This window comes from Pseudotabrizicola sediminis (assembly GCF_004745575.1).
Lineage (GTDB): Bacteria > Pseudomonadota > Alphaproteobacteria > Rhodobacterales > Rhodobacteraceae > Pseudotabrizicola > Pseudotabrizicola sediminis.
The window spans coordinates 224107-250746 of the sequence record NZ_RPEM01000002.1 but is presented as its reverse complement, the minus strand read 5'-3'; the positions used below and the strand labels follow the sequence as shown (position 1 = coordinate 250746).

30 protein-coding genes and 1 tRNA gene are annotated in these 26640 nt (G+C 63.5%); 14 read left to right on the top strand and 17 right to left on the bottom strand.

All coding sequences use genetic code 11. The annotated features are described in order from the left end of the window. The first annotated feature begins 38 nt into the window (after nt 1-38). Entirely contained in the window at nt 39-788 is a 750-nt protein-coding gene (locus EEB11_RS03895; protein ID WP_135429104.1) for a DUF1013 domain-containing protein, read from the top strand. A 111-nt stretch (nt 789-899) separates the two neighbouring features. Here the strand turns inward: EEB11_RS03895 and recR are convergent, their stop codons facing one another. The 3 genes from recR to EEB11_RS03880 are packed head-to-tail and all read right to left on the bottom strand — an operon-like array spanning nt 900 to nt 3608. Beyond that, nucleotides 900-1499, bottom strand: a complete 600-nt coding sequence (recR, locus tag EEB11_RS03890; protein ID WP_135429103.1) for a recombination mediator RecR — start codon at nt 1497-1499, stop codon at nt 900-902. A gap of 3 nt (nt 1500-1502) precedes the next feature. Beyond that, nucleotides 1503-1847 carry a YbaB/EbfC family nucleoid-associated protein gene (locus EEB11_RS03885; protein WP_135429102.1) on the bottom strand — a complete coding sequence of 115 codons (345 nt, stop codon included), beginning with the start codon at nt 1845-1847 and terminating at the stop codon, nt 1503-1505. Nucleotides 1848-1859: 12 nt separating this feature from the next. Further along, nucleotides 1860-3608, bottom strand: coding sequence for a DNA polymerase III subunit gamma/tau (locus EEB11_RS03880; protein WP_135429101.1), 1749 nt, complete (start codon nt 3606-3608; stop codon nt 1860-1862). 71 nt (nt 3609-3679) lie between these two features. On the opposite strand from EEB11_RS03880, the gene EEB11_RS03875 reads away from it, so the two are divergent. Then, nucleotides 3680-4159: a phosphatase domain-containing putative toxin gene (locus EEB11_RS03875; RefSeq protein WP_135429100.1), complete on the top strand. Its 480-nt coding sequence runs from the start codon at nt 3680-3682 to the stop codon at nt 4157-4159. Nucleotides 4160-4218: 59 nt separating this feature from the next. On the opposite strand, the gene rlmH is transcribed toward EEB11_RS03875, so the two are convergent. Both rlmH and rsfS read right to left on the bottom strand, forming a co-directional pair. Beyond that, nucleotides 4219-4689: a 23S rRNA (pseudouridine(1915)-N(3))-methyltransferase RlmH gene (rlmH, locus tag EEB11_RS03870; RefSeq protein ID WP_135429099.1), complete on the bottom strand. Its 471-nt coding sequence runs from the start codon at nt 4687-4689 to the stop codon at nt 4219-4221. A 4-nt stretch (nt 4690-4693) separates the two neighbouring features. Continuing rightward, nucleotides 4694-5128 carry a ribosome silencing factor gene (gene rsfS, locus EEB11_RS03865; RefSeq protein WP_135429098.1) on the bottom strand — a complete coding sequence of 145 codons (435 nt, stop codon included), beginning with the start codon at nt 5126-5128 and terminating at the stop codon, nt 4694-4696. Nucleotides 5129-5465: 337 nt separating this feature from the next. Here rsfS and leuC point away from each other — a divergent pair, with 337 nt between their 5' ends. After that, nucleotides 5466-6884 (top strand): 3-isopropylmalate dehydratase large subunit, encoded by a 1419-nt coding sequence (leuC, locus tag EEB11_RS03860; protein WP_135429097.1) that lies wholly within the window; start codon nt 5466-5468, stop codon nt 6882-6884. A gap of 26 nt (nt 6885-6910) precedes the next feature. On the opposite strand, the gene EEB11_RS03855 is transcribed toward leuC, so the two are convergent. Continuing rightward, nucleotides 6911-7507, bottom strand: coding sequence for a hypothetical protein (locus tag EEB11_RS03855; RefSeq protein ID WP_135429096.1), 597 nt, complete (start codon nt 7505-7507; stop codon nt 6911-6913). A gap of 91 nt (nt 7508-7598) precedes the next feature. On the opposite strand from EEB11_RS03855, the gene leuD reads away from it, so the two are divergent. The 7 genes from leuD (at nt 7599) to EEB11_RS03820 (ending at nt 14595) form a co-directional block, all read left to right on the top strand. Beyond that, nucleotides 7599-8204: a 3-isopropylmalate dehydratase small subunit gene (gene leuD / locus EEB11_RS03850; protein WP_135429095.1), complete on the top strand. Its 606-nt coding sequence runs from the start codon at nt 7599-7601 to the stop codon at nt 8202-8204. 283 nt (nt 8205-8487) lie between these two features. Beyond that, the gene (locus tag EEB11_RS03845; protein ID WP_245298759.1) at nt 8488-9306 is read left to right on the top strand and encodes a hypothetical protein; all 819 of its coding nucleotides are present in this window, start codon (nt 8488-8490) and stop codon (nt 9304-9306) included. A 5-nt stretch (nt 9307-9311) separates the two neighbouring features. Then, a complete protein-coding gene (locus EEB11_RS03840; protein WP_167852642.1) occupies nt 9312-10247 on the top strand; it encodes an endonuclease/exonuclease/phosphatase family protein in 936 nt (311 codons plus the stop codon). An 84-nt stretch (nt 10248-10331) separates the two neighbouring features. Next, complete coding sequence (gene leuB, locus EEB11_RS03835) at nt 10332-11438, top strand: 3-isopropylmalate dehydrogenase (protein ID WP_135429093.1); 1107 nt, start codon at nt 10332-10334, stop codon at nt 11436-11438. A 153-nt stretch (nt 11439-11591) separates the two neighbouring features. Further along, nucleotides 11592-12539, top strand: coding sequence for a DMT family transporter (locus EEB11_RS03830; protein WP_135429092.1), 948 nt, complete (start codon nt 11592-11594; stop codon nt 12537-12539). 55 nt (nt 12540-12594) lie between these two features. Continuing rightward, nucleotides 12595-12671, top strand: a tRNA-Pro gene (locus EEB11_RS03825). 220 nt (nt 12672-12891) lie between these two features. Further along, nucleotides 12892-14595: a cation:proton antiporter gene (locus EEB11_RS03820; protein WP_135429091.1), complete on the top strand. Its 1704-nt coding sequence runs from the start codon at nt 12892-12894 to the stop codon at nt 14593-14595. A gap of 19 nt (nt 14596-14614) precedes the next feature. Here the strand turns inward: EEB11_RS03820 and EEB11_RS03815 are convergent, their stop codons facing one another. Together EEB11_RS03815 and EEB11_RS03810 are read right to left on the bottom strand one after the other, a co-directional pair. Continuing rightward, complete coding sequence (locus EEB11_RS03815; RefSeq protein WP_135429090.1) at nt 14615-15607, bottom strand: NAD(P)H-quinone oxidoreductase; 993 nt, start codon at nt 15605-15607, stop codon at nt 14615-14617. Nucleotides 15608-15632: 25 nt separating this feature from the next. After that, nucleotides 15633-16328 carry a COQ9 family protein gene (locus EEB11_RS03810; protein ID WP_135429089.1) on the bottom strand — a complete coding sequence of 232 codons (696 nt, stop codon included), beginning with the start codon at nt 16326-16328 and terminating at the stop codon, nt 15633-15635. 122 nt (nt 16329-16450) lie between these two features. Here EEB11_RS03810 and rpsU point away from each other — a divergent pair, with 122 nt between their 5' ends. Continuing rightward, nucleotides 16451-16657, top strand: coding sequence for a 30S ribosomal protein S21 (gene rpsU, locus EEB11_RS03805; protein WP_100196301.1), 207 nt, complete (start codon nt 16451-16453; stop codon nt 16655-16657). 90 nt (nt 16658-16747) lie between these two features. Here the strand turns inward: rpsU and EEB11_RS03800 are convergent, their stop codons facing one another. Genes EEB11_RS03800 through EEB11_RS03790 form a run of 3 tightly spaced genes read right to left on the bottom strand, consistent with a single transcriptional unit; the run spans nt 16748 to nt 19296 of the window. Then, a complete protein-coding gene (locus EEB11_RS03800) occupies nt 16748-18469 on the bottom strand; it encodes a methyl-accepting chemotaxis protein (RefSeq protein ID WP_135429088.1) in 1722 nt (573 codons plus the stop codon). Continuing rightward, nucleotides 18466-18786, bottom strand: coding sequence for a hypothetical protein (locus EEB11_RS03795; RefSeq protein WP_135429087.1), 321 nt, complete (start codon nt 18784-18786; stop codon nt 18466-18468). Before EEB11_RS03795 ends, EEB11_RS03800 begins: the two co-directional genes overlap by 4 nt. Nucleotides 18787-18837: 51 nt before the next feature. After that, nucleotides 18838-19296, bottom strand: a complete 459-nt coding sequence (locus tag EEB11_RS03790) for an Lrp/AsnC family transcriptional regulator (RefSeq protein ID WP_103332305.1) — start codon at nt 19294-19296, stop codon at nt 18838-18840. Nucleotides 19297-19442: 146 nt separating this feature from the next. On the opposite strand from EEB11_RS03790, the gene ald reads away from it, so the two are divergent. Further along, nucleotides 19443-20561, top strand: a complete 1119-nt coding sequence (gene ald / locus EEB11_RS03785) for an alanine dehydrogenase (protein ID WP_135429086.1) — start codon at nt 19443-19445, stop codon at nt 20559-20561. A 42-nt stretch (nt 20562-20603) separates the two neighbouring features. On the opposite strand, the gene mscL is transcribed toward ald, so the two are convergent. Both mscL and EEB11_RS03775 read right to left on the bottom strand, forming a co-directional pair. Continuing rightward, nucleotides 20604-21047 (bottom strand): large conductance mechanosensitive channel protein MscL, encoded by a 444-nt coding sequence (gene mscL, locus EEB11_RS03780; protein ID WP_280950248.1) that lies wholly within the window; start codon nt 21045-21047, stop codon nt 20604-20606. 172 nt (nt 21048-21219) lie between these two features. Then, entirely contained in the window at nt 21220-21801 is a 582-nt protein-coding gene (locus tag EEB11_RS03775) for a GNAT family N-acetyltransferase (protein WP_245298758.1), read from the bottom strand. 69 nt (nt 21802-21870) lie between these two features. Here EEB11_RS03775 and EEB11_RS03770 point away from each other — a divergent pair, with 69 nt between their 5' ends. Then, nucleotides 21871-22587, top strand: coding sequence for an AzlC family ABC transporter permease (locus tag EEB11_RS03770; protein ID WP_135429084.1), 717 nt, complete (start codon nt 21871-21873; stop codon nt 22585-22587). After that, nucleotides 22577-22900, top strand: a complete 324-nt coding sequence (locus EEB11_RS03765; protein WP_135429083.1) for an AzlD domain-containing protein — start codon at nt 22577-22579, stop codon at nt 22898-22900. Before EEB11_RS03770 ends, EEB11_RS03765 begins: the two co-directional genes overlap by 11 nt. Before the next feature lie 39 nt (nt 22901-22939). On the opposite strand, the gene EEB11_RS03760 is transcribed toward EEB11_RS03765, so the two are convergent. The 4 genes from EEB11_RS03760 to EEB11_RS03745 form a co-directional block, all read right to left on the bottom strand. Beyond that, entirely contained in the window at nt 22940-23554 is a 615-nt protein-coding gene (locus tag EEB11_RS03760) for a hypothetical protein (RefSeq protein ID WP_135429082.1), read from the bottom strand. 13 nt (nt 23555-23567) lie between these two features. After that, nucleotides 23568-23702, bottom strand: a complete 135-nt coding sequence (locus tag EEB11_RS03755) for an aa3-type cytochrome c oxidase subunit IV (RefSeq protein WP_135429081.1) — start codon at nt 23700-23702, stop codon at nt 23568-23570. Nucleotides 23703-23822: 120 nt separating this feature from the next. Further along, nucleotides 23823-24857 (bottom strand): MBL fold metallo-hydrolase, encoded by a 1035-nt coding sequence (locus EEB11_RS03750; RefSeq protein WP_135429080.1) that lies wholly within the window; start codon nt 24855-24857, stop codon nt 23823-23825. Then, entirely contained in the window at nt 24854-26566 is a 1713-nt protein-coding gene (locus EEB11_RS03745; RefSeq protein ID WP_135429079.1) for an acyl-CoA dehydrogenase, read from the bottom strand. Before EEB11_RS03745 ends, EEB11_RS03750 begins: the two co-directional genes overlap by 4 nt. Nucleotides 26567-26640: the final 74 nt, after the last annotated feature.

The following is a 26640-nucleotide window of genomic DNA, read 5'->3' as shown; positions in this document are numbered from 1 at the left end:
TTTTCCCGGCACGGGACAGATTTGTAAAGGAGTTGGGCATGAACAAGCCGCTCATGGCAAAGGCCACCGCCGTCTGGCTTGTGGACAATACCACCCTGTCATTCAAGCAGGTCGCGGATTTCTGCGGCATGCACGAGCTGGAAGTGCAGGGCATCGCCGATGGCGACGTGGCCCCTGGCGTCAAGGGCTTTGACCCGGTTGCCAACAACCAGCTGGACGCGGGCGAGATCGAGAAGGGTCAGAAAGACCCGCTCTACAAGCTGAAGCTCAAGTTCAACGCGGCGGCTGTCGGCGAAGAAAAGCGCCGTGGCCCGCGCTACACCCCGCTGTCAAAACGCCAGGACCGTCCGGCCGCCATTCTGTGGCTGGTCAAGTTCCACCCCGAACTGTCGGATGGTGCCATCGGCAAGCTGGTCGGCACCACCAAGCCGACAATTCAGGCGATCCGCGAACGCACGCATTGGAACATCAACAACATCTCGCCAGTTGACCCGGTTGCGCTGGGGCTGTGCAAACAGTCAGAGCTTGACACCTCGGTTCAGGCCGCGGTGCGCCGCCGCGCTTCCGAAGGTGTGGTGATGAGCGATGACGAACGCCGCAAGCTGGTGTCGACCGAACAGTCTCTGGGCATGTCGTCAGAGCCGAAGATGCCTTCGGGGCTGGAGGTGTTTACCCGGCCCGAAAAAGAAGAAAAGCCCGCCGATTTTTCGGACGCGGAAAGCTTCTTCAATCTGCCGCAGCAGGATGATGACGAAGACGATGACGAGGATGACGCACCGCGTCGCTGAGCGCAGCCACGACTGCCACCAAAATAGCAAAGGCACCCTTCAGGGTGCCTTTTCGGTTTTGCAGGTGGACTGTTTTCTGCTTGCCCGACCCGCGCTTTGATCCGCCCCGTCTCAGACCCGGCGGCGGGCGCGCAAAGCAGCGCCAATGGTGCCGTCATCCAGATAGTCAAGCTCGCCACCCACCGGCACACCCTGCGCAAGGCTGCTGATCTGCACGCCCGAAGCAGCCAGAGCATCGGCGATATAATGCGCCGTGGTCTGGCCATCAACGGTGGCGTTCAGCGCCAGGATTACTTCCGAAACGCCCTCATCCAGCACCCGTTCCGCCAGATCAGGGATGCGCAGATCGTCAGGTCCGATGGCATCCAGCGCGGAAAGTGTGCCACCCAACACGTGATAGCGGCCCTTGAATGCGCCGCCGCGTTCCATTGCCCACAGGTCGGCAACGGTCTCCACCACGCAAATCTCTCCCGTCACGCGGCGCGGGTCGTCGCAAATCGGGCACAGATCGGTGGTGCCGACATTGCCGCAGACCCGGCAATCCTGCGCAGTCAGTGCCACCGTTGCCATCGCCTGCGCCAGCGGGGCCATCACCATGTCGCGGCGCTTGAGCAGGTGTAGCACCGCGCGCCGCGCCGATCGTGGTCCAAGCCCCGGCAGCCGCGCCATCAGCGCGATCAGGGCGTCAATCTCGCGCGGCGGGCCTGACACGGATCAGAACGGCAGTTGCATGCCGGGGGGCAGACCCAGACCGTCGGTCAGCTTGGCCAGTTCCGCCCGGCTCCGCTCGGCTGCCTTGCCTTGGGCATCCTTGATGGCGGCAAGGATCAGATCCTCGACGACCTCTTTCTCCGACGCGACAAAGATCGACGGGTCAATCTCCAGCCCGGTCAGCTCGCCCTTGGCGGTGGCGCGCGCACGCACCAGCCCGGCACCGGATTCGCCGATCACCACAATGCGGGACAGATCCTCCTGCATCTCGGCCATCTTCGTCTGCATTTCCTGCGCTTTTTTCATCATCCCGGCCATATCGCCAAGACCGCCCAAACCCTTCAGCATCGTATCTTCCTTTCAACTGTCCTCGAACGGATCCCATTCGTCTTCGACTTCCGGCAGCGCCTCGGCGGCAGCGGCCTGAACCAGATCTTCTGCCGACCGTATCCCGGCGATCTTTGCGCCCGGAAACGCCAGCATCACCGCCTGTACCAGCGCGGTCTGCATCACCTCGGACTCGGCCTGCACGCGGGTCGCATCGCGGGCCTCGGCAATCGTGGGCTGGCCACCTTCCGACACGACCGACACCCCCCAGCGCTGACCGGTAAAGGCCTGCAACCGCTGGCCCAGCCGCGCAGCAAGATCGGTGCCTGCCTTGGGGGAAGGCTCAAACTCGATCCGGCCGGGGGCATAGCGCACAAGGCGCACGCCTTCCTCCACCTCATAGAGCAGCTTCATGTCGCGCCGGTCGCGGATCAGGGCCACGACCGCGTCAAAACTCTGGTAAACCACCTGCTCGGCGGCAAGTGCCATCGCCTGCCCGGCGCCGTTCATCGACGGCCCGCGCATCGGCGCAGATGGCGCGCGCATCACGGCCCCGTGGACAGAACTGCCACCTGCCGGGGCACCGCCCGCCACCGGCCCGCCCGGCCCTGACCCCTGCCCGGCCTGCAATCGCCGGATCAGAGTTTCCGGATCTGGCAGGTCAGCCACATGGGTCAGGCGGATGATCGCCATCTCTGCCGCCATCATCGCATTGGGGGCCAGCCCGACCTCTTCAATCGCCTTCAACAGCATCTGCCACATCCGGCTGAGCGACCGCATCGGCAGGCGCTTCGCCATGTCGAGGCCCCGCGCACGTTCATCCGGTGGGGTGGTCGGATCTTCGGCCGCTTCTGGCGTGATCTTGATCACCGATACCCAATGCGTGATCTCGGCCAGATCACGCAAAATGGCCATCGGATCGGCCCCATCGGCATATTGCCCGGCCACTTCGGTCAGCGCCGCCGCAGCATCGCCCTGCATGATCAGGTCGAACAGATCAAGCACCCGGCCCCGGTCGGCCAGCCCAAGCATGGCCCGCACCTGCAGCGCGGTTGTCTCGCCCGCGCCATGGGCAATCGCCTGATCCATCAGGCTCATGGCATCGCGAACAGACCCTTCTGCCGCACGGGTGATCAGCGCCATGGCATCGGCGGCCAGTGACGCCCCCTCCAGCCCTGCAATACGGCTCAGATGCGCCATCATCACCTCGGGCTCGATCCGTTTCAGATCGAACCGCTGACAGCGCGAAAGCACAGTGACTGGCACTTTGCGGATCTCGGTGGTGGCGAAGATGAACTTCACATGCGCCGGGGGTTCTTCCAGCGTCTTCAGCAGCGCGTTAAACGCGCTGGTCGACAGCATGTGCACTTCGTCGATGATGTAGATCTTGTAGCGCGCCGAAGCCGCCCGGTAATGCACTGAATCGATGATTTCGCGAATATCGCCCACGCCGGTGCGGCTGGCGGCGTCCATTTCCATCACATCGACATGCCGGCCCTCTGCAATCGCGCGGCAAGGCTCACACACCCCGCAAGGCTCGGTCGTCGGGCCGCCCGTGCCGTCCGGCCCCACACAGTTCAGCCCCTTGGCAATGATCCGCGCCGTGGTGGTCTTGCCCACCCCGCGCACGCCGGTCATCACGAAGGCATGGGCGATCCGGTCGGCGGCAAAGGCGTTTTTAAGCGTGCGCACCATCGCCTCTTGCCCGATCAGATCGGCAAAGGTGGCAGGCCGGTATTTCCGCGCCAGAACCTGATAGGATTTCTCGGGACTGTCGGACATACTGCCTTCCGGGGTTACGCTTGCCCCAACCTAGGCGCTGCCGCCCGCCGCGTCCACCCGAAGGCCAGAAGATGACCCTTGAGATTGCAGAAATTCCTGCCCTTGGCGGCACCCTCGCGCTCTGCCCGATGCCGGGGCGGGCGGGCGACTACGCGGGTGACCTTGAAACGCTGCTGGCATGGCAGCCCGCGCTGGTCCTGACCATGACGTCAAAGCTGGAACTGGCGACCAAGGGCGCGGGAACCCTGCCTGCCGATCTGGCGGCGGCGGGCATCGCATGGGCGCATCTGCCAGTGCCGGATTTCGGCACACCAAAGCGGGAAGCCGCCGCACTCTGGCCCGGCACATCAGTTCGCGCCCGCGCTATCTTGGCCGGTGGCAACCGGGTGCTCGCCCATTGCATGGGCGGCTGTGGGCGGTCCGGCATGGCGGTGCTGCGGCTGCTGACCGATGCTGGTGAAGACCCGGACGCCGCGCTCACCCGCCTGCGCGCCGCCCGCCCCTGCGCGGTGGAAACCAAGGCACAACTCCGTTGGGCCACCCAGGGCTAAAGCACATTTTCAGTCCTCAAGTATCTCGGCCGAAGGCTCCCTGATCCGGCCACCCGCACCTACGCCCGATGATAAGGTGCGCCCGCAAGGATCGACGCCGCCCGATACAGCTGCTCACACAGCATCACCCGCACAAGCATGTGCGGCCAGACCATCTTGCCAAAGCTGATGGATGCATCGGCCCGCGCGCGCAGGCCCGGGTCAATCCCATCTGCCCCGCCGATCACAAAAGCCAGATCCTGCCGCCCTCCGTCGCGCCAGCGCACCAGCATGGCGGCAAACTCCGGGCTGCTGACCAGCGCGCCGCGTTCGTCCAGTGTTACGAGCAGCGCGCCTGCCGGAATCGCGCGCGACAGCAACTCGGCCTCGGCACTCATGCCGCCACCGCGCTTGTCCTCAACCTCATGTTCCGTCAGCGGCCCAAGCGACAGGGCCCGGCCCGAGCGGTCAAAGCGTGTGGTATAATCGTCGATCAGGTCGCGCTCGGGGCCGGACCGCAGCCGGCCCACGGCGCACAGATGCACCCGCATCCGCTCAGACGACCGACCCGCGCAGCGCGTCGCCCGACGGCAGCCACATCTTTTCAAGCTGATAGAAGTCGCGCACTTCTGGGCGGAAGACATGGACGATGACATCGCCTGCGTCAATCAGCACCCAGTCGCCGGTTTCCTTGCCTTCCATCTTGCAGACAAGGCCAAAGCCTTGCTTGAGCCGGTCGGCCAACTTTTCGGCAATGGCCGCAACTTGACGCGACGACCGGCCCGAGCAGATCACCATGTAATCGGCCACGTCCGACCGGCCGCGCAGGTCGATCTGCACAATGCCTTCGGCTTTGTCGTCATCTACGGATGCCAACACTGCCTCAAGCAGGTGTTCCGGGGTGTAGTCCGGGCCGCTTGCGCGGTTTGCCCGGGGTCCGACCGGAAGCCCGGTCGCAGGATCTGAGTGAGACAGGACATCGTCCTCCATCTGACGCGCCGATCCACCCCCGGCGCCGGGACAGCCCTAGGGTAGCACCCTTGGGGCGCAACCTCAACAAATCGGGGCAAGCCGGGGGCCATAGCGCCGATTCCGGGCGCGCGCAAGCGAAGACGGTCATGGAACCTTGCCTGACACGGGATTTCGGCGTATGAAACGCGCCATGACCGGGTTCATCTATTTCAACATCACCGACCATGCGCGGCTTCCGGCCCGCTTTTTCGGCATGACCCGCAGCGTGCTTGCGCGACTTTGACGTAAAGCCGCGCCCAGTGCGGCGCTGTCCCCTGCCCTATTCCAAAAGCCATCCCAGCATAAGGTGAGAGCCATGACCGCTCCGCGTACCCTTTACGATAAAATCTGGGACGACCATGTCGTCCATCAGGCCGAAGACGGCACCTGCCTGCTCTATATCGACCGCCATCTGGTGCACGAGGTCACCAGCCCGCAGGCCTTTGAGGGCCTGCGCATGACGGGCCGCATCGTGCGCGCGCCGGAAAAAACCATCGCCGTGCCCGATCACAACGTGCCCACCACGCTGGACCGCGCCAATGCCGCGACCATGACCGAAGACAGCCGGATTCAAGTCGAAGCGCTGGACAAGAACGCGCGTGATTTCGGCATCAACTACTATCCGGTGTCCGATGTGCGTCAGGGCATCGTGCATATCGTCGGCCCCGAACAGGGCTGGACCCTGCCCGGCATGACCGTGGTCTGCGGCGATTCGCACACCGCGACGCATGGGGCGTTCGGGAGCCTTGCGCATGGCATCGGCACGTCGGAAGTGGAGCATGTTCTGGCCACCCAGACGCTGATCCAGCGAAAAGGCAAGAACATGAAGGTGGAAATCACCGGATCGTTGATGCCCGGCGTGACCGCCAAGGACATCACCCTGTCGGTGATCGGCGAAACCGGCACTGCGGGCGGCACCGGCTATGTCATAGAATATTGCGGTCAGGCCATTCGGGAACTGTCGATGGAAGGCCGGATGACGGTCTGCAACATGGCGATTGAGGGTGGCGCACGCGCCGGTCTGATTGCACCCGATGAAAAGACCTTTGCCTATTGCATGGGCCGTCCGCATGCGCCGAAGGGCGCGAAGTGGGAGGCAGCGGTCGCTTATTGGAAGACCCTGTTCTCGGATGACGGCGCCCATTGGGACAAGGTTGTCACCCTGAGGGGTGAGGATATCGCTCCGGTGGTGACTTGGGGCACCAGCCCCGAAGACGTTTTGCCGATCACCGGCACCGTGCCTGCGGCGGGTGATTTCACCGGCGGCAAGGTCGAGGCAGCACAACGCTCTCTCGACTACATGGGTCTGACCCCGGGGCAGAAGCTGACCGACATCGCCATCGACACCGTGTTCATCGGATCCTGCACCAACGGCCGGATCGAAGATCTGCGGGCAGCCGCAGCCATTCTGAAGGGCAAGAAAATTGCCGTCAAACGTGCCATGGTGGTGCCGGGGTCCGGCCTCGTGCGGGCGCAGGCGGAAGAGGAAGGTCTGGCGCAGATCTTCATCGACGCAGGCTTCGAATGGCGTCTGGCAGGCTGCTCGATGTGTCTGGCGATGAACCCGGATCAGCTGACACCGGGCGAGCGCTGTGCCGCGACCAGCAACCGCAACTTTGAGGGCCGTCAGGGCCGGGGCGGGCGCACGCATCTGATGTCGCCCGCGATGGCGGCGGCGGCGGCGATCACCGGGCATTTGACCGATGTGCGCGAGATGATGGCGGAAACCGTCTGACCACGTGGCAAAGGGATCGCGCGGCCCTAGCGCCGGCGCGATCCCTTTGTCAGCAGCAAGACCAGCGCGTTCAGCGTGATCATGACCAGACCTGTCAGCTCGAAGATCACGTTGAACCGGATATCCCTGACCCGCAGATTGATGATCTCGTTAAAATGATGAAACCCGACCGCCCTGAACGCGACAAAGCCTGCCACAACGATCAGGCCCAGCAGGGCCAGCCCGTTGCGCCGCAGGTCGCGTCGCATGTAGTAAAGACTGGCGGTCAGCACGATCAGGATAAGCGCCAGCAGCGCGAGTATCACAGTGCGCTGAAACGGGCGGCGGTCTTCGTACCAGCCCTGCAGCCGGGCAATACAGCGGCCGGTGGCGGTCAGCAGGGATTGCAGGTCGAGCTGCTTGTTCACTGCCAGAAAAGCCATCGCAAGGCACAGCAGCGTCCAGAACACCTGCGCCCGGGCCGATCCGCCCCGGCGGCGGATCACTACCCGAAGGGCAAGAACCGCGCAGGCGACATAAGCCGCCACTGTGAACCAGCCCCAGAAGGTCGGATCCCAAATGGTGGGCGACCATCTGTTGAACACACAGGCGCGCAGAAGAGAGACGTTGATGGTCTGAAACATAAAGGCAATTCGATCCTTCCGGGTCGTGCAATCTTAACAGCGTCAGCGGCTTAGCCAAGCCCTGTCGGCACCCAGCATCAAGGACCACCCCATGGACAAGTTCACCACCCTGACCGGCATTGCCGCCCCGATGCCCCTGGTCAACATCGACACCGACATGATCATCCCCAAGCAGTTCCTGAAAACCATCCAGCGCTCCGGCCTTGGCAAGAACCTGTTTGACGAAATGCGCTACACTGAAGGTGGGGCCGAGATTCCGGATTTCGTCCTGAACCAGCCCGCCTATCGCAGCGCCGAAATCATCGTCGCGGGCGACAACTTCGGCTGCGGCTCCAGTCGCGAACATGCGCCTTGGGCGCTGCTCGATTTTGGCATCCGCTGCGTGATAGCCACCAGCTTTGCCGATATCTTCTATAACAACTGTTTCAAGAACGGCATTCTGCCAATCGTGATGCCGCAGGAGGTGGTCGATGTGCTGATGACCGATGCACGCAAGGGCGCAAACGCCCGGATGACCGTTGATCTGGAAACGCAGACAGTCACCACCTCGGACGGGCAGAGCTTCGGCTTTGATGTGGACAGCCATCGCAAGCATTGCCTGCTGAACGGGCTGGACGATATCGGCCTGACACTGGAAAAGGCAGCGGCCATCGACAGCTTTGAGGCAAAGACGGCGACTGTGCGGCCTTGGGCCTGAAAACCATTGATCCACAACATCTTGGGCCGCCCCACAGGGCGGCCCTTTTGTTTTCGCAGTCTTGATGCAATCGGGCGACACATTGGCCGCGAATGTGCCACAATATTTAATCAATCATGTCCAGACGATTGCGGGCCGCCGGGAAAGAAGGCACAAATTGGGCGAGAAAAAGGCTACCCGTCAACAATGGCGGGAAATCTTCGGAACAAGGCCCCGGCACCGCATCGGGTCCGACCGGGTGGAAGGTGACAAAGCAGTGGTCTCGCGATTCTCGGGCGCTTTCTTGAGGGCGGTTCTGATCATCCTGGTGGTGATCACGCCCTCTGTGATCCTGACCGATGTGTCCAGTGACGCCAAGCAGATGGCGGCACTGGTGGCCCTGTTTGCTGGCTTGCTGACCTTTGTCGAATACAACACCGAAGCCCCCAGCCTGATCGAATTCCGCGATGCGCCGCCCTTCAACCGGGTCCGGGTTACGATGCTGTTTCTGACGGTTCTGTGTCTGTCGGTGATGGAAAGTGGCCGGGCAGAGAATACCAGCCTGAGCGCGCTGATGCAGGCGATTGGCCAACTTGTCGGGCAGTCACTGGATTTCCCCTATTCGCCCGTTCGCCTGGCCAAGCTGATGCTGGCGGGAACCGCTACACCAGAACAGGTACAGGCGGTGCGCAATGCGGCGGGGGTGGCCTATCTTACCTCGCTGATCTCGCTTGCCGCCTTCGTCACCGTACTGAAAATCGGCGGCTGGCCGATGCGGGACCGCATGTTCAACGTCTGGATCAACCTGCCCACCTTTGACCCGACGGCGGGTGATCTGGTAGAACGGTTGGAGCGGGACGCGCGGGTGAACATTATCCTTGGAATTCTGCTGCCTTTCATCATTCCTTTTGTCGTCAGCCTGTCGTCATCCGGCGTCGATCCGGATAGCATGACCGCGTCGCAAACCTTGATCTGGACAATGACAGCATGGGCATTTCTTCCGGCAAGCCTGTTCATGCGCGGGATCGCCATGGGGCGCATCGCCGATATGGTCCGCCACATGCGCCGCGCGCAGGGCGCAGCGGACCGATCGGCCACGGCGCGCGCCTCGCGGGCGTTCTGATCGCTTTGCTGCTGCTTTGTCCGCCTGCGGCGGCCGAGGCACTGCGGGTGGCGTTCTGGAACAGCAGTCTGAACCGCGCGGGCCCGGGCCTGTTGCTACGCGATCTGCTTCAGGGGAAATCCGACGATCTGGCGGTCGCAGTTGCGGCGATTGAAGCGATAAACGCAGATGTGCTGGTGCTGTCGGGGTTTGATTATGATGCGGGCGGGCTTGCGCTGAATGCGCTGAATGGTGCCCTGCAGCAGCCTTACCCCCACAGCGCCGTCTTGCGCCCCAACACAGGCATTCCCAGTGGCTTTGACCTTGATGGCAATGGGCGCAGGGACGAGGCGCGCGATGCCATTGGCTTTGGCCGGTTTCCGGGCGAAGGCGGCATGGTGATCCTGTCGCGGCTGCTGTTTGATGCCGCGCAAAGCGTCGATCACTCAACGCTGCTGTGGCGCGATCTGCCAGGGGCCGACCTGCCCCCCCTGCCCGAAGGCGCGGCAGAGGTGCTGCGGCTGTCAACCACCGGGCATCATGATACTGCGGTTGTCCTGCCGGACGGGCGCAGGCTGCACCTGCTGACATGGCACGCCGCTCCCCCGGCCTTTGAGGGGCCGGAGCGGCGCAATACGCGGCGCAACCATGACGAGGCCGCGTTCTGGCTGCATTTGCTGAACAGCCCGCAGGCCCCGCCGGAACCCTTCGTGCTGCTGGGGCAGGCCAATGTCGACCCCGACAAGGGCAACGGCAACCCGGCGGCGATCCGCGCGCTGCTGGCGGATGCGCGACTGCAGGATGTGCTGGCGGGCGATACGGTGGATTATGGCGGCACACTGGGGCCGTTGCGGGTCAGCTATATCTTGCCCTCGGCTGGCATCACGGTGACCGGCGCCGGCCATGCACCGGTGCCAGAAGGTGCCAGACACCACCCGATCTGGGTCGAAATCGCCCCCTGAACGCTCGCTTTTCCCAAGGACCGCTTGACCCTGTGCACCCCATTGGCTACGCCGCAGGCAACCCAAAAGACAGGAGCCCTTGTGATGGCCAACCCTTCCCTTCTTATCCTCGCCGGTGACGGCATCGGCCCTGAAGTCATGGCCGAAGTGAAGAAAATCATCGGCTGGATGGGCGCGAAACGCGGCGTCAGCTTTGATGTGACCGAAGATCTGGTCGGCGGCTGCGCCTATGATAAGCACGGCGTGCCGTTGCACGACGACACCATGGCAAAGGCGCAAGAGGTTGATGCCGTGTTGCTGGGTGCCGTGGGCGGCCCGAAATATGACAGCCTTGATTTCAGCGTAAAGCCGGAGCGCGGCCTCTTGCGTCTGCGCAAGGAGATGGACCTGTTTTCCAACCTGCGCCCGGCCCAGTGCTTTGACGCCCTTGCCGACTTCTCCAGCCTCAAAAAGGAGGTCGTCGCCGGTCTGGACATCGTGATCGTGCGCGAACTGACCTCTGGCGTGTACTTCGGCGAGCCGCGCGGGATTTTCGTTGAAGGCAATGAACGTGTCGGCATCAACACTCAGCGCTACACCGAGTCAGAAATTGCCCGCGTGGCACGGTCCGCGTTCGAGCTGGCGCGCAAGCGTGGCAACAAGGTCTGCTCGATGGAGAAGGCCAATGTGATGGAATCCGGCATTCTGTGGCGCGACGTGGTGCAGGAAATCCATGACAAGGAATACCCGGATGTTCAGCTGTCGCACATGTATGCCGATGCAGGGGCCATGCAGCTGACCCGTTGGCCCAAGCAGTTCGACGTCATCGTGACTGACAACCTGTTCGGCGACCTGCTGTCCGACCTTGCCGCCATGCTGACAGGCAGCCTTGGCATGTTGCCTTCGGCCAGCCTTGGCGCGCCAATGGCCAATGGCCGGCCCAAGGCGCTTTATGAACCCGTGCATGGCTCTGCCCCCGACATTGCGGGCACGGGCAAGGCGAACCCGATCGCCTGCATCCTGTCCTTCGCCATGGCGCTGCGCTACTCCTTTGACATGGGCGAAGACGCCGCCCGGGTCGAGGCTGCGGTGGAAAAGGTGCTGGCGGATGGATTGCGCACCGCCGATCTGATGGGCCCCGATGGCGGCACGCCCATCAGCACCACCCAGATGGGTGACGCGATTGTGGCGGCACTGGACGCCAGCCTCTGATCCATTGATGACAGAGTGCGAGAAGGCCCGCCATCAAGCGGGCCTTTGTCGTTTTATCTGTCGGGAGGCGTTGAGCCTTGCTTCAGTTTCTGCACATATTGCTAGCGCAAACAGGTTTGGCGCTTTGACCACCTGCTGCCAAAGGGAGAGACTGTGGGACACAATCTGAAAGGCGCTCTCTATGCGCTGCTCGCCTTTGCGATCTATGCCACCCATGATGTCGTCATCAAGTTTCTGGGCGAGAGTTACAATTCGTTCCAGATCATCTTTTTTGCCGGTCTGATGGGCTTTCCGCTGATCTCGTTCATGCTGATGAGCGACCGGACCGACGGCAATCTGATCCCGCGCCATCCGTGGTGGTCGTTGCTGCGGTCACTGACCGCCGTTTCGACGGGGGCGGCGGCGTTCTACGCGTTTACCGTGCTGCCGCTGGCACAGACCTACGCCATCCTGTTCGCCATGCCGTTGCTGATCACCGTGCTGGCGATCCCGATGCTGGGCGAAAAGGTCGGCCCCCGCCGGGGGATTGCCGTGGTGGTCGGGCTGATCGGCGTGCTGATCGTACTTCGCCCCGGATCGGCGGATTTGTCCTTGGGTCATCTGGCGGCGCTGTTGGCGGCGCTGACCGGGTCGCTGACCTCGGTGATCGTGCGCAAGATCGGGGCCGAGGAACGGTCTGCCGTCCTGATGCTGTATCCGATGGTGGCGACCTTCCTGTTGACCGGGGCGGCAATGCCCTTTGTCTATGTGCCAATGCCGCTGGAACATCTGGCGCTGACCGGGGTGATTGCCGGGCTGGCCTTTGTTGCCGCCCTGCTGTCGATCATGGCTTACCGCACGGCCCCCGCCATAATCGTGGCTCCCATGCAATATTCGCAGATCATCTGGGCGGTAATCTTCGGTGCTTTGCTGTTTGACGAGAAGGCGGATTTCTACACGCTGGTCGGGACCGGGGTGATCATCGCATCCGGCATCTACATCGTCATGCGGGAAGGCACCGGCAGCGTGTCCATCAACAGCCCCGTTCTGTCGAACAAATCGCGGCCCGAAACCGGGTTGATGCCGCGCATCAGCCTGCTGTTGCGCAAGCGCGCAGACTAGCCGCGCTCGCCCTCTTGCCAAGCGCAAACGAAGGGTTTAGAGCGCCAACGACGGTCGGAGCGTAGCGCAGTCTGGTAGCGCACCTGCTTCGGGAGCAGGGGGTCGGAGGTTCGAATCCTCTCGCTCCGACCAATATTTTCCCGGATGATCCGCACCAAATGAAACTTGGCTGACGGCCGTGCTGTTCGGCGATTGATGTGGTTTATCCACCAGGATAGCTGGAAACGCTATTGGCAAGCGCGGGCGGATCGCAAACAGTGCTCGGGCGTCGGTTTGCACCCTCCTGGCCACCCTGTCGGTGGTGGGGCGCGACCCAAGCGCGAAAAGCTTGTGGACCCCGAAAGGACTGTGAATGCTGACGATGACGCCCTTTGCCGAAATTGCCCTGCTTCTTGTCATGGCGGCAGTCATCGGGTTGGTGGGCACAATTATGCGCCAGCCGCTGATTGTCAGCTTTATTGCCGTCGGGCTCATCGCGGGGCCATCGGCGCTCGATCTGGTGCATTCGGATGAACAGATCGAGCTCTTGTCGGAACTGGGCATTGCCGTTCTGCTGTTTCTGGTGGGGATCAAGCTGGATGTGAAACTGGTCCGCTCGCTGGGCGCCGTCTCGGTGCTGACCGGGCTGGGGCAGGTCGCCTTTACTGCGTTTTTCGGCTATCTGATCGGCTTGGCCCTTGGTCTGGGCTCTGTGACCAGCCTCTATGTGGCAATTGCACTGACGTTTTCGTCAACCATCATCATCGTGAAACTGATGTCGGACAAGCGCGAGATCGACTCGCTGCACGGCCAGATCGCGCTGGGGTTTCTGATCGTGCAGGATCTGGTCGTGGTGCTGGCGATGATCGCGCTGTCGGCCATCGGCATCGGCGGGTCAGAAGGGGGCGGCGGGTCGGTCTGGACCGTGCTGGTATCGGGTGTCGCGCTGGTGGCCTTGGTTGTGCTGTTCGTGCGCTACATTGCCGACCCTCTGACCGAACGGCTGGCCAAGGCACCCGAGCTTCTGGTGATCTTTGCCATTGCGCTGGCGGCCTTGTTCGCGGCAGTGGGTGACGCCGTGGGTCTTGGCAAAGAGGTGGGCGGGTTGATGGCAGGGGTGGCGCTGGCCTCGACCCCTTACCGCGAGACGATTGCGGCGCGTCTGGCCCCGCTTCGCGATTTTCTGCTGCTGTTCTTTTTCATTGCGCTTGGGGCCACGCTGGACCTATCGCTGCTGGGGACCCATGTGATCGGCGCGGTGATCTTTTCGCTCTTCGTGCTGATCGGAAACCCGCTGATCGTGCTGGCGATCATGGGGGCCATGGGCTACCGCAAACGCACCGGGTTTCTGGCCGGGCTGACCGTGGCGCAAATCAGCGAGTTTTCATTGATCTTTGTGGCGATGGGGGTCAGCATTGGCCATGTGCCAGATGATGCGCTTGGGCTGGTGACCATGGTCGGTCTGGTGACGATCGCCATATCGACCTACATGATCACTTATTCGCACAAGCTCTATGCAGTGTTCGAGCCTTACCTTGGTGTGTTCGAACGCAAGGGCACGCCCCGCGAAACCGGCGACGGCGGGTCGCACAAGACCGAGAAGTATGCGGTGATCCTGTTCGGGCTGGGCCGGTTTGGCACCGCAATCGGGCTGCGGCTGCGAAATCGCGGCATCAAGGTGCTGGGCGTGGACTTCAACCCGCAGGCGGTGAAGCGCTGGCGCGAACTGGGTCTGGATGCAGAATTTGGCGATGCCACAGACCCCGAGTTTCTGGCGGACCTGCCCCTGCGCGGGGCCGATTGGGCGGTATCGACCGTACCCATTCACCTGACAGGCCTGAGCCACGAAGACATTCGCCGCACTCTGATTCAACTGACGCGTGCGGCGGGCTTTTCCGGGCGCATCGCGGTCGCCTCGCACGGGTCGGCGGAATCTCAGATCTTGCTCGACGCAGGCGCAGACACCGTGCTGGAACCGTTTCAGGATGCGGCTGACCGGGCGGTGGACCTGCTGTCGGGGGCCGTGGCGGCGGAACGCACCGACATTCCCGAAATTTCGACCGAGGGGCGGGCCTGACGCGGCGGCACGCTGGTGCCTAGGCCTCGACCTTCAGCACAATCTTGCCGGTGTGGGCCGAGCTTTCCATCCGGGCATGCGCCTGCGCGGCCATTTCCAGCGGAAATTCGCTATCCATCACCGGAGTGAAATGGCCGGCCGCGATCATCGGCCAGACATGGGTTTCCACTTCACGCGCGATGCGGGCCTTGGCGGCATCCGATTGCGGGCGCAGGGTGGACCCGGTGATGGTCAGGCGGCGCATCATCAGTTCGGCAAAGTTCAGCTCGATCTTGGGGCCTTGCAGAAAGGCGATCTGCACCAGGCGGCCATCATCGGCCAAGGTGCGGATATTGCGCGGCAGGTATGATCCGCCGACCATATCCAAGATCAGATCGGCTCCGCCCATGGCCTTGATTTCGGCCGCCCAGTCCTCGGACTTGTAATTGAAGGCGCGTTCGGCCCCCAAAGCCTCACAGGCGCGGGCCTTGTCATCCGTGCCTGCGGTGGTGAAGACGCGCGCGCCAAGGGCACGGGCGATCTGGATCGCGGTGGTGCCGATGCCCGACGCGCCGCCATGAACCAGGAACCGCTCTCCCCCGCGCAAGCCCCCGCGCATCACCCCATTGGACCAGACCGTAAAGCAGGTTTCCGGCAGGCAGGCGGCTTCCTTCATCCCCATGCCGTGGGGCACCGGCAGGGCGTGCGATTCGTGGGTGGTGACATATTCTGCATATCCGCCACCGGGCAGCAGGGCACAAACCTTGTCGCCGATGCTCCACCGGGTGACGTTCGGCCCCAGCTCCACCACCGTCCCTGACGCCTCCAGCCCCGGCAGCGGCGACGCGCTGGCGGGCGGCGCGTACAGACCGGCGCGCTGCAGCGCATCGGGGCGGTTGACCCCGGCATAGGCCACGCGGATGACGATCTGGCCGTGACCGGGCACCGGAACCGGCATCGTGGCGGGGCGCAGCACATCCGGGCCGCCGGCTTCGGTGATTTCAACGGCGCGCATGGTATGGGACAGGGTCATGTGGGAACTTTCAATCAGCGGTCGTTCAGCGGAAACGGTCCATCATCTTGCCCGGCAGATCGTCAGGGATGTCAGGCTTGCGGATCTTTTCCATCAGTTTCATCGGCCCGGCAAGCAAGGCTTTGGCGACCGGGTTTTCGCGCAGGCTGGCTTTGACCTTCTCGATGCTCATGACATTTTCGATCCGGCGATCAAGGAAATCCCAGGTTGCCTGATGGCCCGGGGTGTCATCGCCCAGCCAGAACAGCACCGTTGAAGAATAGACCGCCGCCAGAGTGGCGCGTTTGGTGTACCAGTTGATGTCACGGCTGGTGTCGCCCAGTGCGTCCCAGATCGCATCCGACGTGCCCCAGATTGCCCGTGCCCCATCGGCGGTATAGATCGGCAGCGCAAACAGGGTCGATCCCCGGCGCACCGCCTCCTTGTCCTCCACCAGTTCCAGCCGCTGGCGGACAGCGGCGGCAATCCGGTCGCGGTAGCGCAAGCTGGCCAGATCGGTCGCGGCCAGCCGCGCCCGCATCAGCGCATCGCCGCGCCGGTGATAGGCCAGCGCCAGATCAACCCCGCCACGCGGGAAAAGTGACCGCGCCAGTGCCTCATGCACGCCCGTGTCGGCAATCGCGGCGCGCAGAGTGGTTTCAGACCAGCCGTCGAACGGCACATGCAGCAAAGCGGCATCCAGCACACGATCTGCGGGGGTGGGTGTGGTCTCGGTCGTCATGTCGTCATCCTTTGCGTCACGGCAGTCAACAGGGGCGGTGGACAGGGGCCATTTCCTTTGTTATAGCGCAGCCTGCCTGCACAAACAGTGCAACTCTAACCTAGGAAGGTGGTGACAACCACATGCAGGTCAGCGTCCGTGACAACAACGTTGAGCAAGCCCTCCGGGCCCTCAAGAAAAAGCTCCAGCGCGAAGGCGTGTTCCGCGAAATGAAGCTCAAGCAACATTTCGAGAAACCCTCCGTCAAAAAAGCGCGAGAGCAAGCCGAAGCCGTTCGCCGTGCGCGCAAGCTTGCGCGCAAAAAGGCATTGCGCGAAGGCGGCGTTTAAGTCGTTCTTGGAATGCTGGGCCGGGGCTGTATGCCTCTGCCCCACGATCAACCCCCGTCCGCAAGGCCGGGGGTTTTTTATGTGGCCATGTCAGGCAACGCGCCGGGTTTTGTACATGGCCTTTGCGCTTGATTGATCTTCAGTCACAAAATGCCCCACCAGATCAATCATGGTCGAGGTTGCCGTATCCAAGGACTGGCACGCAGTCGTGGTTTCCTGGAACATGCTGGCGTTCTGCTGGGTCACCTTGTCCAGATCGGCGATGGCGACGGCAATTTCGGTCAACGAAAGCGATTGGCTGGATGCGGTATTGGCGATGGCCGTGACCTGTTCAGCCGCAGCGACCACGCTTTCGGTTATCACGCCCAGCACGGCGCCGGTCTGCCCCACCAGATCGACGCCATCGCGCACCTGACGCCCGGCTTCTTGCACCAAGGACGAAATCTCCTTGGCCGCTTCGGAACAACGCTGCGACAAGGCCCGGACCTCGGACGCGACCACGGCAAAGCCGCGACCCGCCTCTCCGGCACGCGCCGCTTCAACGCCTGCGTTCAGAGCCAGCAGGTTTGTCTGGAAGGCGACCTCACCAATGACGGAATTGATGCGGGCAATCTTTTGCGAACTTTCATCGATCCGGTGCATCGCCCCGATGGCCTGTTCGATCACCACGCCACCGCTTTTGGCTTCGGTCCGGGCGCGCGCCGTTGATGATGCCGCGTCTGATGCCATCTGTGCCGATTTGCGGACAGCCGCCGAAAATTCGGACATCGCGGCCGACGTTTCCTCCAGTGTGGCGGCCTGACGTTCGGTTCGCACGGCAAGGCTTCCTGCAGCCGTGCTGATGACAGACGCCTCTTCCCTGATCTGCCCGGACATGTCTGCAACCTTCATCAGCGCGGCGCGAAGACGTTGGACCGCAGCATTGAAATCGACGCGCAAGCTTTCGTAATCCGGAGGAAAAGCGGTTGTGATCGTGACCGACAGATCGCCTTCGGACAAGCGCGCAAGGGCCGCCCGCAAGGCGCTGGCGACCGATTGCTGTTCCTGCAGGGCGGCGCTGCGGCGGGCTGCTTCCTGAGTCTGGAGCTCGATCGCATCGCGGTGAGCGGCCTCGGCACGCGCGCTTTCCTGATGGGTACGTAGCTGCGCCGCTTCAGCGACCGCGCGCAGGTTTTCTGCTTCTACACGCTGCATTTCGGCGTGCTCGCGCGCCACTTCGGCGGTGGCAAGCATATCGGACGTTGTCTGTCTGGCGCTTGCCAAGGCTTCCTCCCGCTCCGCCGCCTGGGCCTGCATGCGCAAGCGGACCAGTATGGCGAAAACGAGCGCGGCACTTTCAGCACTGACCACCGCACCGTGCAAGAGCGTGCGTGCCATGTTGGCCCAAAGGTCGAACGAGGGGTAGATCAGCGCGGGAAACAGCAGGCTGACCGACAGGTGATGCAGAACGATAAGCCCTGTGGCCGCCAGAATCGCCCTGACATCCACCATGAGGATCAGGGTCGCAAGAGCGGCGAAAAAGGTCATGTGCATATCGATCTGCCAGGCATGTCCGGCAAAGGCGGTGGTCAGGGCAATGGCCTGACCGATCACCGCAAAGCTGACGCCCAGGCGCGCTGTCGGCCCGCCGGAGCCAAGGCCCACCCATCCGACCGCAAGGAAGGCGGCAGACGCGAGAGGGGCAACGAAAAAGCTGTTTCCGGTGAACCACGTCGCGGCGAGAACCACTGGAAACAGCCCGGTATAGGCCGAAAGCAGGTTCCGGCATGCGCTGACCTGGCTTTTGGAAAAGTCGTCATCGTGCTGTTTCACACATTCGCTCCACACAAAGAGGCAAGACGTTGCCCGTCGAAAACCCACCAGGCACCGGCCTCAACCAGCCGGGGAAAGAAGCTTGGGTCGTCGCTCACGACAAAACGGGCGAAGGGCGCGGTTTCCGGCCCGATTACCCGCCCCCCGGATGCCAGGACAAGCAACCCTGCATCCAGCCAGGGCGGTAGGATGACCAATGCAGGAACGGACACTTGCGGCGGACCCGCCAACAAGTTCGCCACCGGGGCAAACACACCGACGCAAAGCGTGGCGACAATCAGTATTTTTTGCATGGACCCCTCGAATCTGAAGTCCAAGGTCGTCCAAGCCCCTTAATATTCAGCAAAGATTGCTATCCGCGCAGGCGCTCAGGCCGCAATCGCAGTGGTCTTTACCACGGTGCGCAGCGCAAAAGAGGATTGCATTTGCCGCACTCCGGGCAGGCGTGACAGGAACTGCCGGTGGATGCGGGCAAAATCCTCGGTATCCTCGGCCATGATCTTCAACAGGTAATCGGCGGAGCCTGCCATCAGATGGCATTCCAGCAGATCGGGCACCCGCGCCACCTCGCGCTCGAACGCGTCAAGCAGGTCTTCGGCCTGACTTTGAAGGGTGATCTCCACAAACACGGTTGTCAGCCGCCCCATTTTCCGGGTGTCGAGCAGGGCGACGTAGCCCGCGATATAGCCCTCCTCCTCCAGCCGCTGGGTGCGGCGGTGACAGGCCGAAGGCGACAGGTTCACCCGTTCAGACAGGTCGGCATTGGTGATGCGGCCATCGCGTTGCAGCACGTTCAGGATGCGGCGGTCTGTTGCGTCAAGGTCCATGGTGGTGGCAGTTTCTTTCGCGAGACAGGGGTTATTTGCCAGATTCTACCACCACCCCCCCCATCTGTCGCGGAAAATTCAAAGAAGTGACGGCCGAACGGCGCGACACTGGACGGTATAATCACCATAACCAACAGGGAATCATCATGAAAATCGGTTGCCCGAAAGAGATCAAACCACAGGAGTTCCGCGTCGGCATGACGCCCGATGCCGTGCGCGACGCGGTGGCGCATGGCCATTCGGTGCTGGTGGAAACCGGCGCAGGGGTTGGCGCAGGCTTTACGGATGATGATTACACCACGGCAGGCGCGCAGATCGCGCCGGATGCCGAGACGGTGTTTGCCGAGGCTGGCATGATCGTCAAGGTCAAGGAGCCGCAGGCGGCAGAGCGCAAGCGACTGCGTGAAGGGCAGGTGCTGTTCACCTATCTGCATCTGGCGCCTGACCCGGACCAGACCCGCGATCTGTTGGAGTCGGGCGTGACGGCAATTGCCTATGAAACCGTGACCGACCGTTCTGGTGGCCTGCCGCTGCTGGCCCCGATGTCAGAGGTCGCAGGGCGGCTGGCCCCGCAGGTGGGCGCATGGACGCTGCAAAAGGCCAATGGCGGGCGTGGGGTGCTGCTGGGCGGCGTCCCCGGGGTGTTGCCCGCCAAAGTCGTGGTGATCGGCGGCGGCGTGGTCGGCACGCATGCGGCGCGGGTTGCGGCGGGCATGGGGGCGGATGTGGTGGTGCTGGACCGCTCGCTCAACCGGCTGCGCTATCTGGATGATGTGTTTGCGGGCGTGTTCCGCAATACATATGCCAGCGGCGCGGCCACGGCAGCGGCGGTGGCCGAGGCAGATCTGGTGATCGGCGCGGTGCTGATCCCCGGGGCGGCGGCCCCGAAACTGGTCAGCCGGGCGCAACTGGCGACCATGAAGCCAGGGGCGGCGATTGTGGATGTGGCGATTGATCAGGGCGGATGCTTTGAGACCAGCCGGGCCACCACGCATCAGGATCCGATCTACGAAGTGGATGGAATCATGCACTATTGTGTCGCCAACATGCCAGGAGCTGTGGCCCGCACCTCGACCCTTGCGCTGGGCAATGCCACCCTGCCCTTCCTGTTGGCGCTGGCCGACAAGGGCTGGAAAGCCGCCTGCGCCGATGATCCGCATCTGAAAGCCGGGCTGAACACCCATGCCGGGCAGCTGACCTATGCCGCGGTGGGAGAGGCGCTTGGCCTGCCATCGATCAGCGCTGACAAGGCGATAACGCTTTGATTCAAAAGGCCCCTGCCAGTGCAGGGGCCTTGTTTTCCTTGGCTAGACGCTGCGCTGTTGCAGGGTGTCGCGGATCTCTTTGAGCACATCCAGCTCGGTCGGGCCGGGGGGGACTGCGGCGGCTTCTTCGGCCTTTTCGCGGCGCACCACCTGCGCCTTGAGGCGATTCACCGCCTTGACCAGCAGGAACACTACCCAAGCGATGATCATGAAATTGATGATGGCGGTAATGAACGCGCCATAAGCGAAAACCGGCACCCCTGCCTCTTTTGCGGCGGCAAGCGAGGCCGGGTTTGTGCCAGACAAGTCTATGTAAAGGTTAGAGAAATCGACGCCGCCGGTGATCAGGCCGATGATCGGGTTGATCAGGTCGGACACCAGTGAGTTGACGATTGCCATGAAGGCCGCCCCGATGATGATGCCCACTGCAAGGTCGACGACGTTGCCTTTGGCGATGAAGGCTTTGAATTCATTGATCATAGTCACGTATCCCCTTTTGGCTGCCGCCTTGCCGGTGGCTTGCCTGATCCCACGCGCCCACGCGCGCCGACTTGCTTATGCCACAGGCTGTTGCGGTTTCGCAGGGGGAAAAAGTGCGCCGCAGGCCCTGAGATGACGGTATGATCTGCCTATGGCAAACGTATGGCTTGCGTATGGGTCAGGGCAGGCTGCGAACCATACTGACGGCGCGGGAAAAGCCAAAGACGTGGCGCAGCGGGCCAAGCGTTTCACTGCGAAACGCGGCGAAGCCCAGGCGTTCGTACAGGGCACGCGCACGGATGTTGGTGTCGATCACCTCCAGCCGGATGGCGGGGTAGCCCCGCCGGACCGCCTCGGCCATCAGCGCGACCACGAGCGCGCTGCCGATCCCGCGCCCGCGCTGGTCCGGGGCGACGCAAATGCCGTCGATCAGAAAGCGGTCATTGTCGGCATCGGTCTGCAACAGGCGCAGAAGGCTGCCGCGCCACAGGGCCCCGATGCGACCATAGATGACCTGTAAATCCGGCACCTCGCCGCCCGCGAAACTGCCCTTCGGCGACTTGAACCCGGCGATGCCCAGCAGATGACCGTCATCCGACACCGCACAGATGCAGTGATCCGCCCGCATCACCCGCACCAGGAACGCATGCGCCCGAGCCTCTGGCCCCATCACCCGGCCCAGCTTGCCGCCAAAGGCCTGCCAATACAGGGTTGCGGCCTGCGGTTTCAGGTGTTCGGGTAGGCCAAGACTGACATGCACCGGTTTGTCCCTTTTCAGCTGCGTTCAAAATGCCTAAGCCGTGGGGGACGCCCGGTAAAGGCCAAAGCCATGACCCCCATCCGATCTGCCTTCCTGCGCGGCTGTCTGGCCTCTGCGCCTTTTGTGATTGTCGTGATCCCCTTTGCGCTGCTGTTTGGCGTGGTGGCCACCGAAGCCGGGTTGAACCTGCTGCAGGTGATGCTGTTTTCGTTCAGCGTTTTTGCGGGTGCGTCGCAGTTTGCCGCCGTGCAGCTGATGCAGGATCAGGCCCCGGTGCTGGTGGTGCTGGCGACGTCTCTCGCCGTCAATCTGCGGATGGTGATGTATTCGGTGGCGATGGCCCCGCATCTGGGCGCGGCCCCCTTTGGCACGCGGGCCTTGATGGCGTATTTTCTGGTGGACCAGAGCTTTGCCGCCAGCCAGATCGAGTTCGAGCGCCGGCCCGATCAGCCGCTGGCCGACAAAGTGGCGTTCTTTTTCGGCACCGTGACACCGATTGCCCCGATGTGGTTTGCCGCCACCTTTGCCGGGGCGTTGGTGGGCGAGGCGATCCCCCCGGAATACGCGCTGGATTTTGCGGTGCCGATCACCTTTCTGGCGATCTGCGCGCCGATGCTGCGCAGCATCCCGCATGTGGTGGCGGCGGCGGTGTCGATTGTGGCGGCGCTGGTGCTGGCCGGGCTGCCCTATGGCACCGGGCTGCTGCTGGCGGCGGTGCTGGCCATGGCGGCGGGGGCCGGGGCCGAAGTGGCGCTGACACGGAAAGGGGTGACGCATGAAGATTGATCCGGCCACCTTCTGGATCGTGCTGCCCGCCCTGGCGATCGGCACCTATCTGATCCGGCTGTCGTTTCTGGGGGTGCTGGGCAACCAGCCACTGCCTGCGGGCTTGCGCCGCGCGCTGCGCTATACGGCAGTGGCCATCCTGCCCGGGCTGGTGGCACCTGCGGTGCTGTGGCCCGCCGCGACAGGGGGCGAGACCGACCCGGCCCGGCTGGCGGCGGCCTGTGTGACGCTGGGGGTGGGGATTGTCACCCGCAGCGTGATCGGGGCGATCCTTGCCGGGGGTGTCACGCTGTATGCGGTGCTGTGGCTGTAAGGCGTTCTGTCTGACCGGGGCCGGTCAGACAGAGACCCATCAGTCCAGAACGCGCGGATCGTCGGCCTGCACAAGCAGCACACCGTGGTTGTCGTCGGCATCCGAGTCGGTGATCTTGCGGCTGGTCACGCCCGGCAGTTTGGCAAAGGCCTGCATATATTTGGCGGGATACCAGGTGGAGGGCAGCGATTCAAAGCCCGGAACATCGGCAAGAATGGCCGAGATCGACCTGGTGCATTGCGCCTTTGGCACAGCGCCATAGGCTTTGGCCCGCTGCGCCACCAGTTCCGCCACGCCGGGCGAGACGATGATAGTCTGTTCGACCACATCGAACGTCTCACGCGCGTGATAGTCGATGTAGAAGGCGACCATTTTCGGCGTCATGCCGAAATGCACATCGTTGCGTTCAGGCAAGCGCGGATGATGCCAGGTGCCAGCCGGGTCGAAGATGATGCGCTCGGACCCGTTGATCAACAGACCGGAATGCGCGCCCGACCCGTCGCGTGTGGACAGCACCGTGAACAGGGTGATCGACGGCGGCCCGTTGTGCACATAGCGCGCCTGCGCCACTGCCTCGTCGGTGGCCCACTTGGGTTCGGCCACGCAGGCGGCAAGCGTCAGCGTCGCCACAAGGGCGAGGATCAGGCGAAGCATATGAATGTGCCTTTCAGGCGTTGACCAAAGCCATGAAAATCAGAATGCCAATGCTGATGCCGGCCCCCCATGTCACCAGACGAATGAACCCGGCAAAGGTTTTTTCCTGCGCGGTGGTATCCATGCTGCCATGCTTGTGTTCGGCCATGATGTCACATCCTTCAAAGGTATTTGCCTGCTGATACCCGATTCAACGGCCCCTGTCACGGGGCGGGATGTGCGACAAACCTGACTGTGACATGCAAGATTTTAACGGCGCGTGACCGCCTTACACCCTGTGCCACAGCCAAGCGCCCTGCGCCGACAGGGCGCGCGACACCCGGCCCTGATGCAGCAGGTGGTTCAGATGCGCGACTGATTCGACCAGCGCCATGCCATAGGCCGGGCCGGTGATGTCGCGCTTGAACAGCGGCAGAAAGCAATCGGCGGCGGTGCGGGGGGTGGCGAGGTGGGCGGCCAGACGGTCGAGCGCGCCGATGTGGTTGTCGATCATCTGGGTCAGCCGCAGCGGCAGGCCGGTGAAGGGCAGTTTGTGGCCGGGCAGCACCAGCTGGCTGTCCTGCGCCAGCGGCTGAAACCGGCGGCAGCTGGCCAGCCAGTCGGCCAGCGGGTCGGCATCCGGTTCGGTGGGGTAGACCCCGATATTGGCCGAGATGCCGGGCAAGAGCTGATCGCCGCCAAGGATCAGATCGCCCGACCAGAAGGTGGCATGATCCGGCGCATGGCCAGAGCCGAAACGGATGGTCCAGTCGCGCCCGGCCATGCGAAGGGTGCCACCATCGGCCAGCGGGCTGAAGCCCAGCGGCAGGGGGGCCACCACATCGCAGAAGTTGAACGGCCGCTGCGTGGCGCGTTCGGCCAGCATTTCCGGGGGCATCCCGGCGCGCTGGTAGAACTGCATCGCCTCTGGCCCCGGCAGGGGTTGTTCGTCGAGGGTAAGCATCCGCGCGTAAAGCCAGGCGGTGCGCGGCATCAGCAGCGCCGCGCCCTGCGCCTGAAACCAGCCGGCAAGGCCGACATGATCGGGGTGGTGATGGGTAACGATGATGCGGCGCACCGGGCGGCCCGCCAACGGGCCATCCAGCAGCGCCTGCCAGATCGCCCGGCTGCGGGTGCTGGCCAGCCCGGTGTCGATCACCGTCCAGCCGTCACCCTCATCCAGCGCGTAGACGTTGACATGATCCAGCACCATCGGCAGCGGCAGGCGCATCCACAGGATGCCGGGGGCGACCTCTATCGCCTGTCCTTCACCCGGGGCGTCGGGAAACGGGTGGCGGATGCCCGTGGGGCCGTCAGCGGTCATGCAGCGAAGTCTTCGGGGGTCAGCGCATACAGGTCTTCCGCCCCGATCCGGGTCTGGGCGAGCAGGCCGGAATGCTCTGGCAGCAGCCGCTTGATCGCCACCCGGGCAAGGGCGGCGCGCGGGCCGGTGCCGCCGTCGACCAGTGCGGATTTCAGGTGGAAATGGCTGCCAAGCACCAGCGCAAAGGCGCGCAGATAGGGCACGGCCCCGGCAAAACGGTCGGTCAGGTCTTGCGTCAGCAAGGCTTCCGTCGCCTCGCGCAGCGATTCGCAGGCCTGCCAGACATCTTCGGCCACATCAGGCAGGGCGGCGCGGGCCGATTGCGCGCCCATTTCGATTTCGCGGATCAGGCGGAAGGCGGCCTCGCCATTGTCGGCCATCTTGCGGGCCACAAGGTCCATCGCCTGAATGCCGTTGGTGCCTTCATAGATCGGGGTGATCCGGGCGTCGCGCAGGAATTGCGCGGCCCCGGTTTCCTCGATAAATCCCATGCCGCCGTGGATCTGCACGCCTTCGGACGCGACCGCCACGCCGACATCGGTGCCGTAAGCCTTGGCAATCGGGGTCAGAAAGGCGGCGCGCGCCTTCCAGCCCGCGTCACCGGTGGCGTAGGCCATGTCGATGGCCACCGCGCAGGACAGGCCGATGGCGCGGGCGGAAAACACCTGCGCCTTCATCGTGGCCAGCATCCGGCGCACATCGGCATGGCCGATGATGCTGGGGGTGGCGGGGTCGGCCGTGCGGCCCTGTGTGCGGGTCATGGCGTAGTCACAGGCTTGCTGATACGCCGCCTCGGCCACGCCCACGCCTTGCAGGCCCACGCCAAGCCGGGCGTTGTTCATCATGGTGAACATCGCGGCCATGCCCTTGTGCGGGGCACCCACCAGCCAGCCTTTGGCGCCATCGAACTGCATCACGCAGGTCGGGCTGCCGTGGATGCCCAGCTTGTGTTCCAGACTGACCACCGACAGGCTGTTGCGCGCGCCGGGGTTGCCATCGGCATCGGGCAGGAATTTCGGCACGAGAAACAGGCTGATGCCCGCCGTGCCGGGCGCGCCATCCGGCAGACGCGCCAGCACCAGATGAATGGTGTTGGCCTGAAAGTCCGAATCCCCCCAGGTGATGTAGATTTTCTGCCCGCTGACCGCATAGCTGCCATCGCCATTGGGTTCTGCCTTTGACCGCAGCGCGCCCACATCAGACCCGGCCTGCGGTTCGGTCAGGTTCATGGTGCCGTTCCATTCACCCGAGACCAGTTTGGGCAGATAGGTGGCCTTCAGGTCATCGCTGGCATGATGCTCCAGCGCCTCGATCTGGCCCTGGGTCAGCAAGGGGTTCAGCTGTAGCGACAGGCAGGCCCCTGAAAACATGTCATTCACCGCGCTGGCCAGCGTCAGCGGCAGACCCATGCCGCCATGATCTGCCCCGGCGGTGATCGCCACCCAGCCGCCAGCCGCCATCGCACCATAGGCCTCGGCATAGCCCGGCGACGTGCGGACAACGCCGTTTTCCAGCCGCGCCGGATGGGTGTCACCGGCGCGGTTGACCGGGGCCAGCACCTCTGCCGCCAGACGGCCTGCCTCTGTCAGCACAGCCTCGACCGTTTCCGGCGTGGCCTCGGCAAAGCGGCCGGTGGCCGCGACCTGAGCGAAACCGACCACATGATGCATCAGGAAACGCAGGTCGGACAGGGGGGCGCGGTAGGGCATCGGAACCTCGGGTATTGGCAGCCTGCCTTGGCAAAGGCGACGGGCAAGGGTATGGGCGTTGCACATAGGTTAGC

Bases quoted from the DNA above. Each gene is read 5' to 3' on its own strand.
- EEB11_RS03745 (WP_135429079.1), bottom strand. From the start codon at position 26,566: ATGCCCTACCGCGCCCCCCTGTCCGACCTGCGTTTCCTGATGCATCAT.
- EEB11_RS03895 (WP_135429104.1), top strand. From the start codon at position 39: ATGAACAAGCCGCTCATGGCAAAGGCCACCGCCGTCTGGCTTGTGGAC.
- EEB11_RS03820 (WP_135429091.1), top strand. From the start codon at position 12,892: ATGCTGACGATGACGCCCTTTGCCGAAATTGCCCTGCTTCTTGTCATG.
- EEB11_RS03790 (WP_103332305.1), bottom strand. From the start codon at position 19,296: ATGGACCTTGACGCAACAGACCGCCGCATCCTGAACGTGCTGCAACGC.
- rsfS (WP_135429098.1), bottom strand. From the start codon at position 5,128: ATGGAGGACGATGTCCTGTCTCACTCAGATCCTGCGACCGGGCTTCCG.
- EEB11_RS03770 (WP_135429084.1), top strand. From the start codon at position 21,871: ATGACCCCCATCCGATCTGCCTTCCTGCGCGGCTGTCTGGCCTCTGCG.
- EEB11_RS03815 (WP_135429090.1), bottom strand. From the start codon at position 15,607: ATGACCCTGTCCCATACCATGCGCGCCGTTGAAATCACCGAAGCCGGC.
- EEB11_RS03855 (WP_135429096.1), bottom strand. From the start codon at position 7,507: ATGTTTCAGACCATCAACGTCTCTCTTCTGCGCGCCTGTGTGTTCAAC.
- EEB11_RS03765 (WP_135429083.1), top strand. From the start codon at position 22,577: ATGAAGATTGATCCGGCCACCTTCTGGATCGTGCTGCCCGCCCTGGCG.
- EEB11_RS03885 (WP_135429102.1), bottom strand. From the start codon at position 1,847: ATGCTGAAGGGTTTGGGCGGTCTTGGCGATATGGCCGGGATGATGAAA.
- rlmH (WP_135429099.1), bottom strand. From the start codon at position 4,689: ATGCGGGTGCATCTGTGCGCCGTGGGCCGGCTGCGGTCCGGCCCCGAG.
- EEB11_RS03750 (WP_135429080.1), bottom strand. From the start codon at position 24,857: ATGACCGCTGACGGCCCCACGGGCATCCGCCACCCGTTTCCCGACGCC.
- EEB11_RS03880 (WP_135429101.1), bottom strand. From the start codon at position 3,608: ATGTCCGACAGTCCCGAGAAATCCTATCAGGTTCTGGCGCGGAAATAC.
- EEB11_RS03760 (WP_135429082.1), bottom strand. From the start codon at position 23,554: ATGCTTCGCCTGATCCTCGCCCTTGTGGCGACGCTGACGCTTGCCGCC.
- leuC (WP_135429097.1), top strand. From the start codon at position 5,466: ATGACCGCTCCGCGTACCCTTTACGATAAAATCTGGGACGACCATGTC.
- EEB11_RS03875 (WP_135429100.1), top strand. From the start codon at position 3,680: ATGACCCTTGAGATTGCAGAAATTCCTGCCCTTGGCGGCACCCTCGCG.
- rpsU (WP_100196301.1), top strand. From the start codon at position 16,451: ATGCAGGTCAGCGTCCGTGACAACAACGTTGAGCAAGCCCTCCGGGCC.
- ald (WP_135429086.1), top strand. From the start codon at position 19,443: ATGAAAATCGGTTGCCCGAAAGAGATCAAACCACAGGAGTTCCGCGTC.
- leuB (WP_135429093.1), top strand. From the start codon at position 10,332: ATGGCCAACCCTTCCCTTCTTATCCTCGCCGGTGACGGCATCGGCCCT.
- leuD (WP_135429095.1), top strand. From the start codon at position 7,599: ATGGACAAGTTCACCACCCTGACCGGCATTGCCGCCCCGATGCCCCTG.
- EEB11_RS03755 (WP_135429081.1), bottom strand. From the start codon at position 23,702: ATGGCCGAACACAAGCATGGCAGCATGGATACCACCGCGCAGGAAAAA.
- EEB11_RS03810 (WP_135429089.1), bottom strand. From the start codon at position 16,328: ATGACGACCGAGACCACACCCACCCCCGCAGATCGTGTGCTGGATGCC.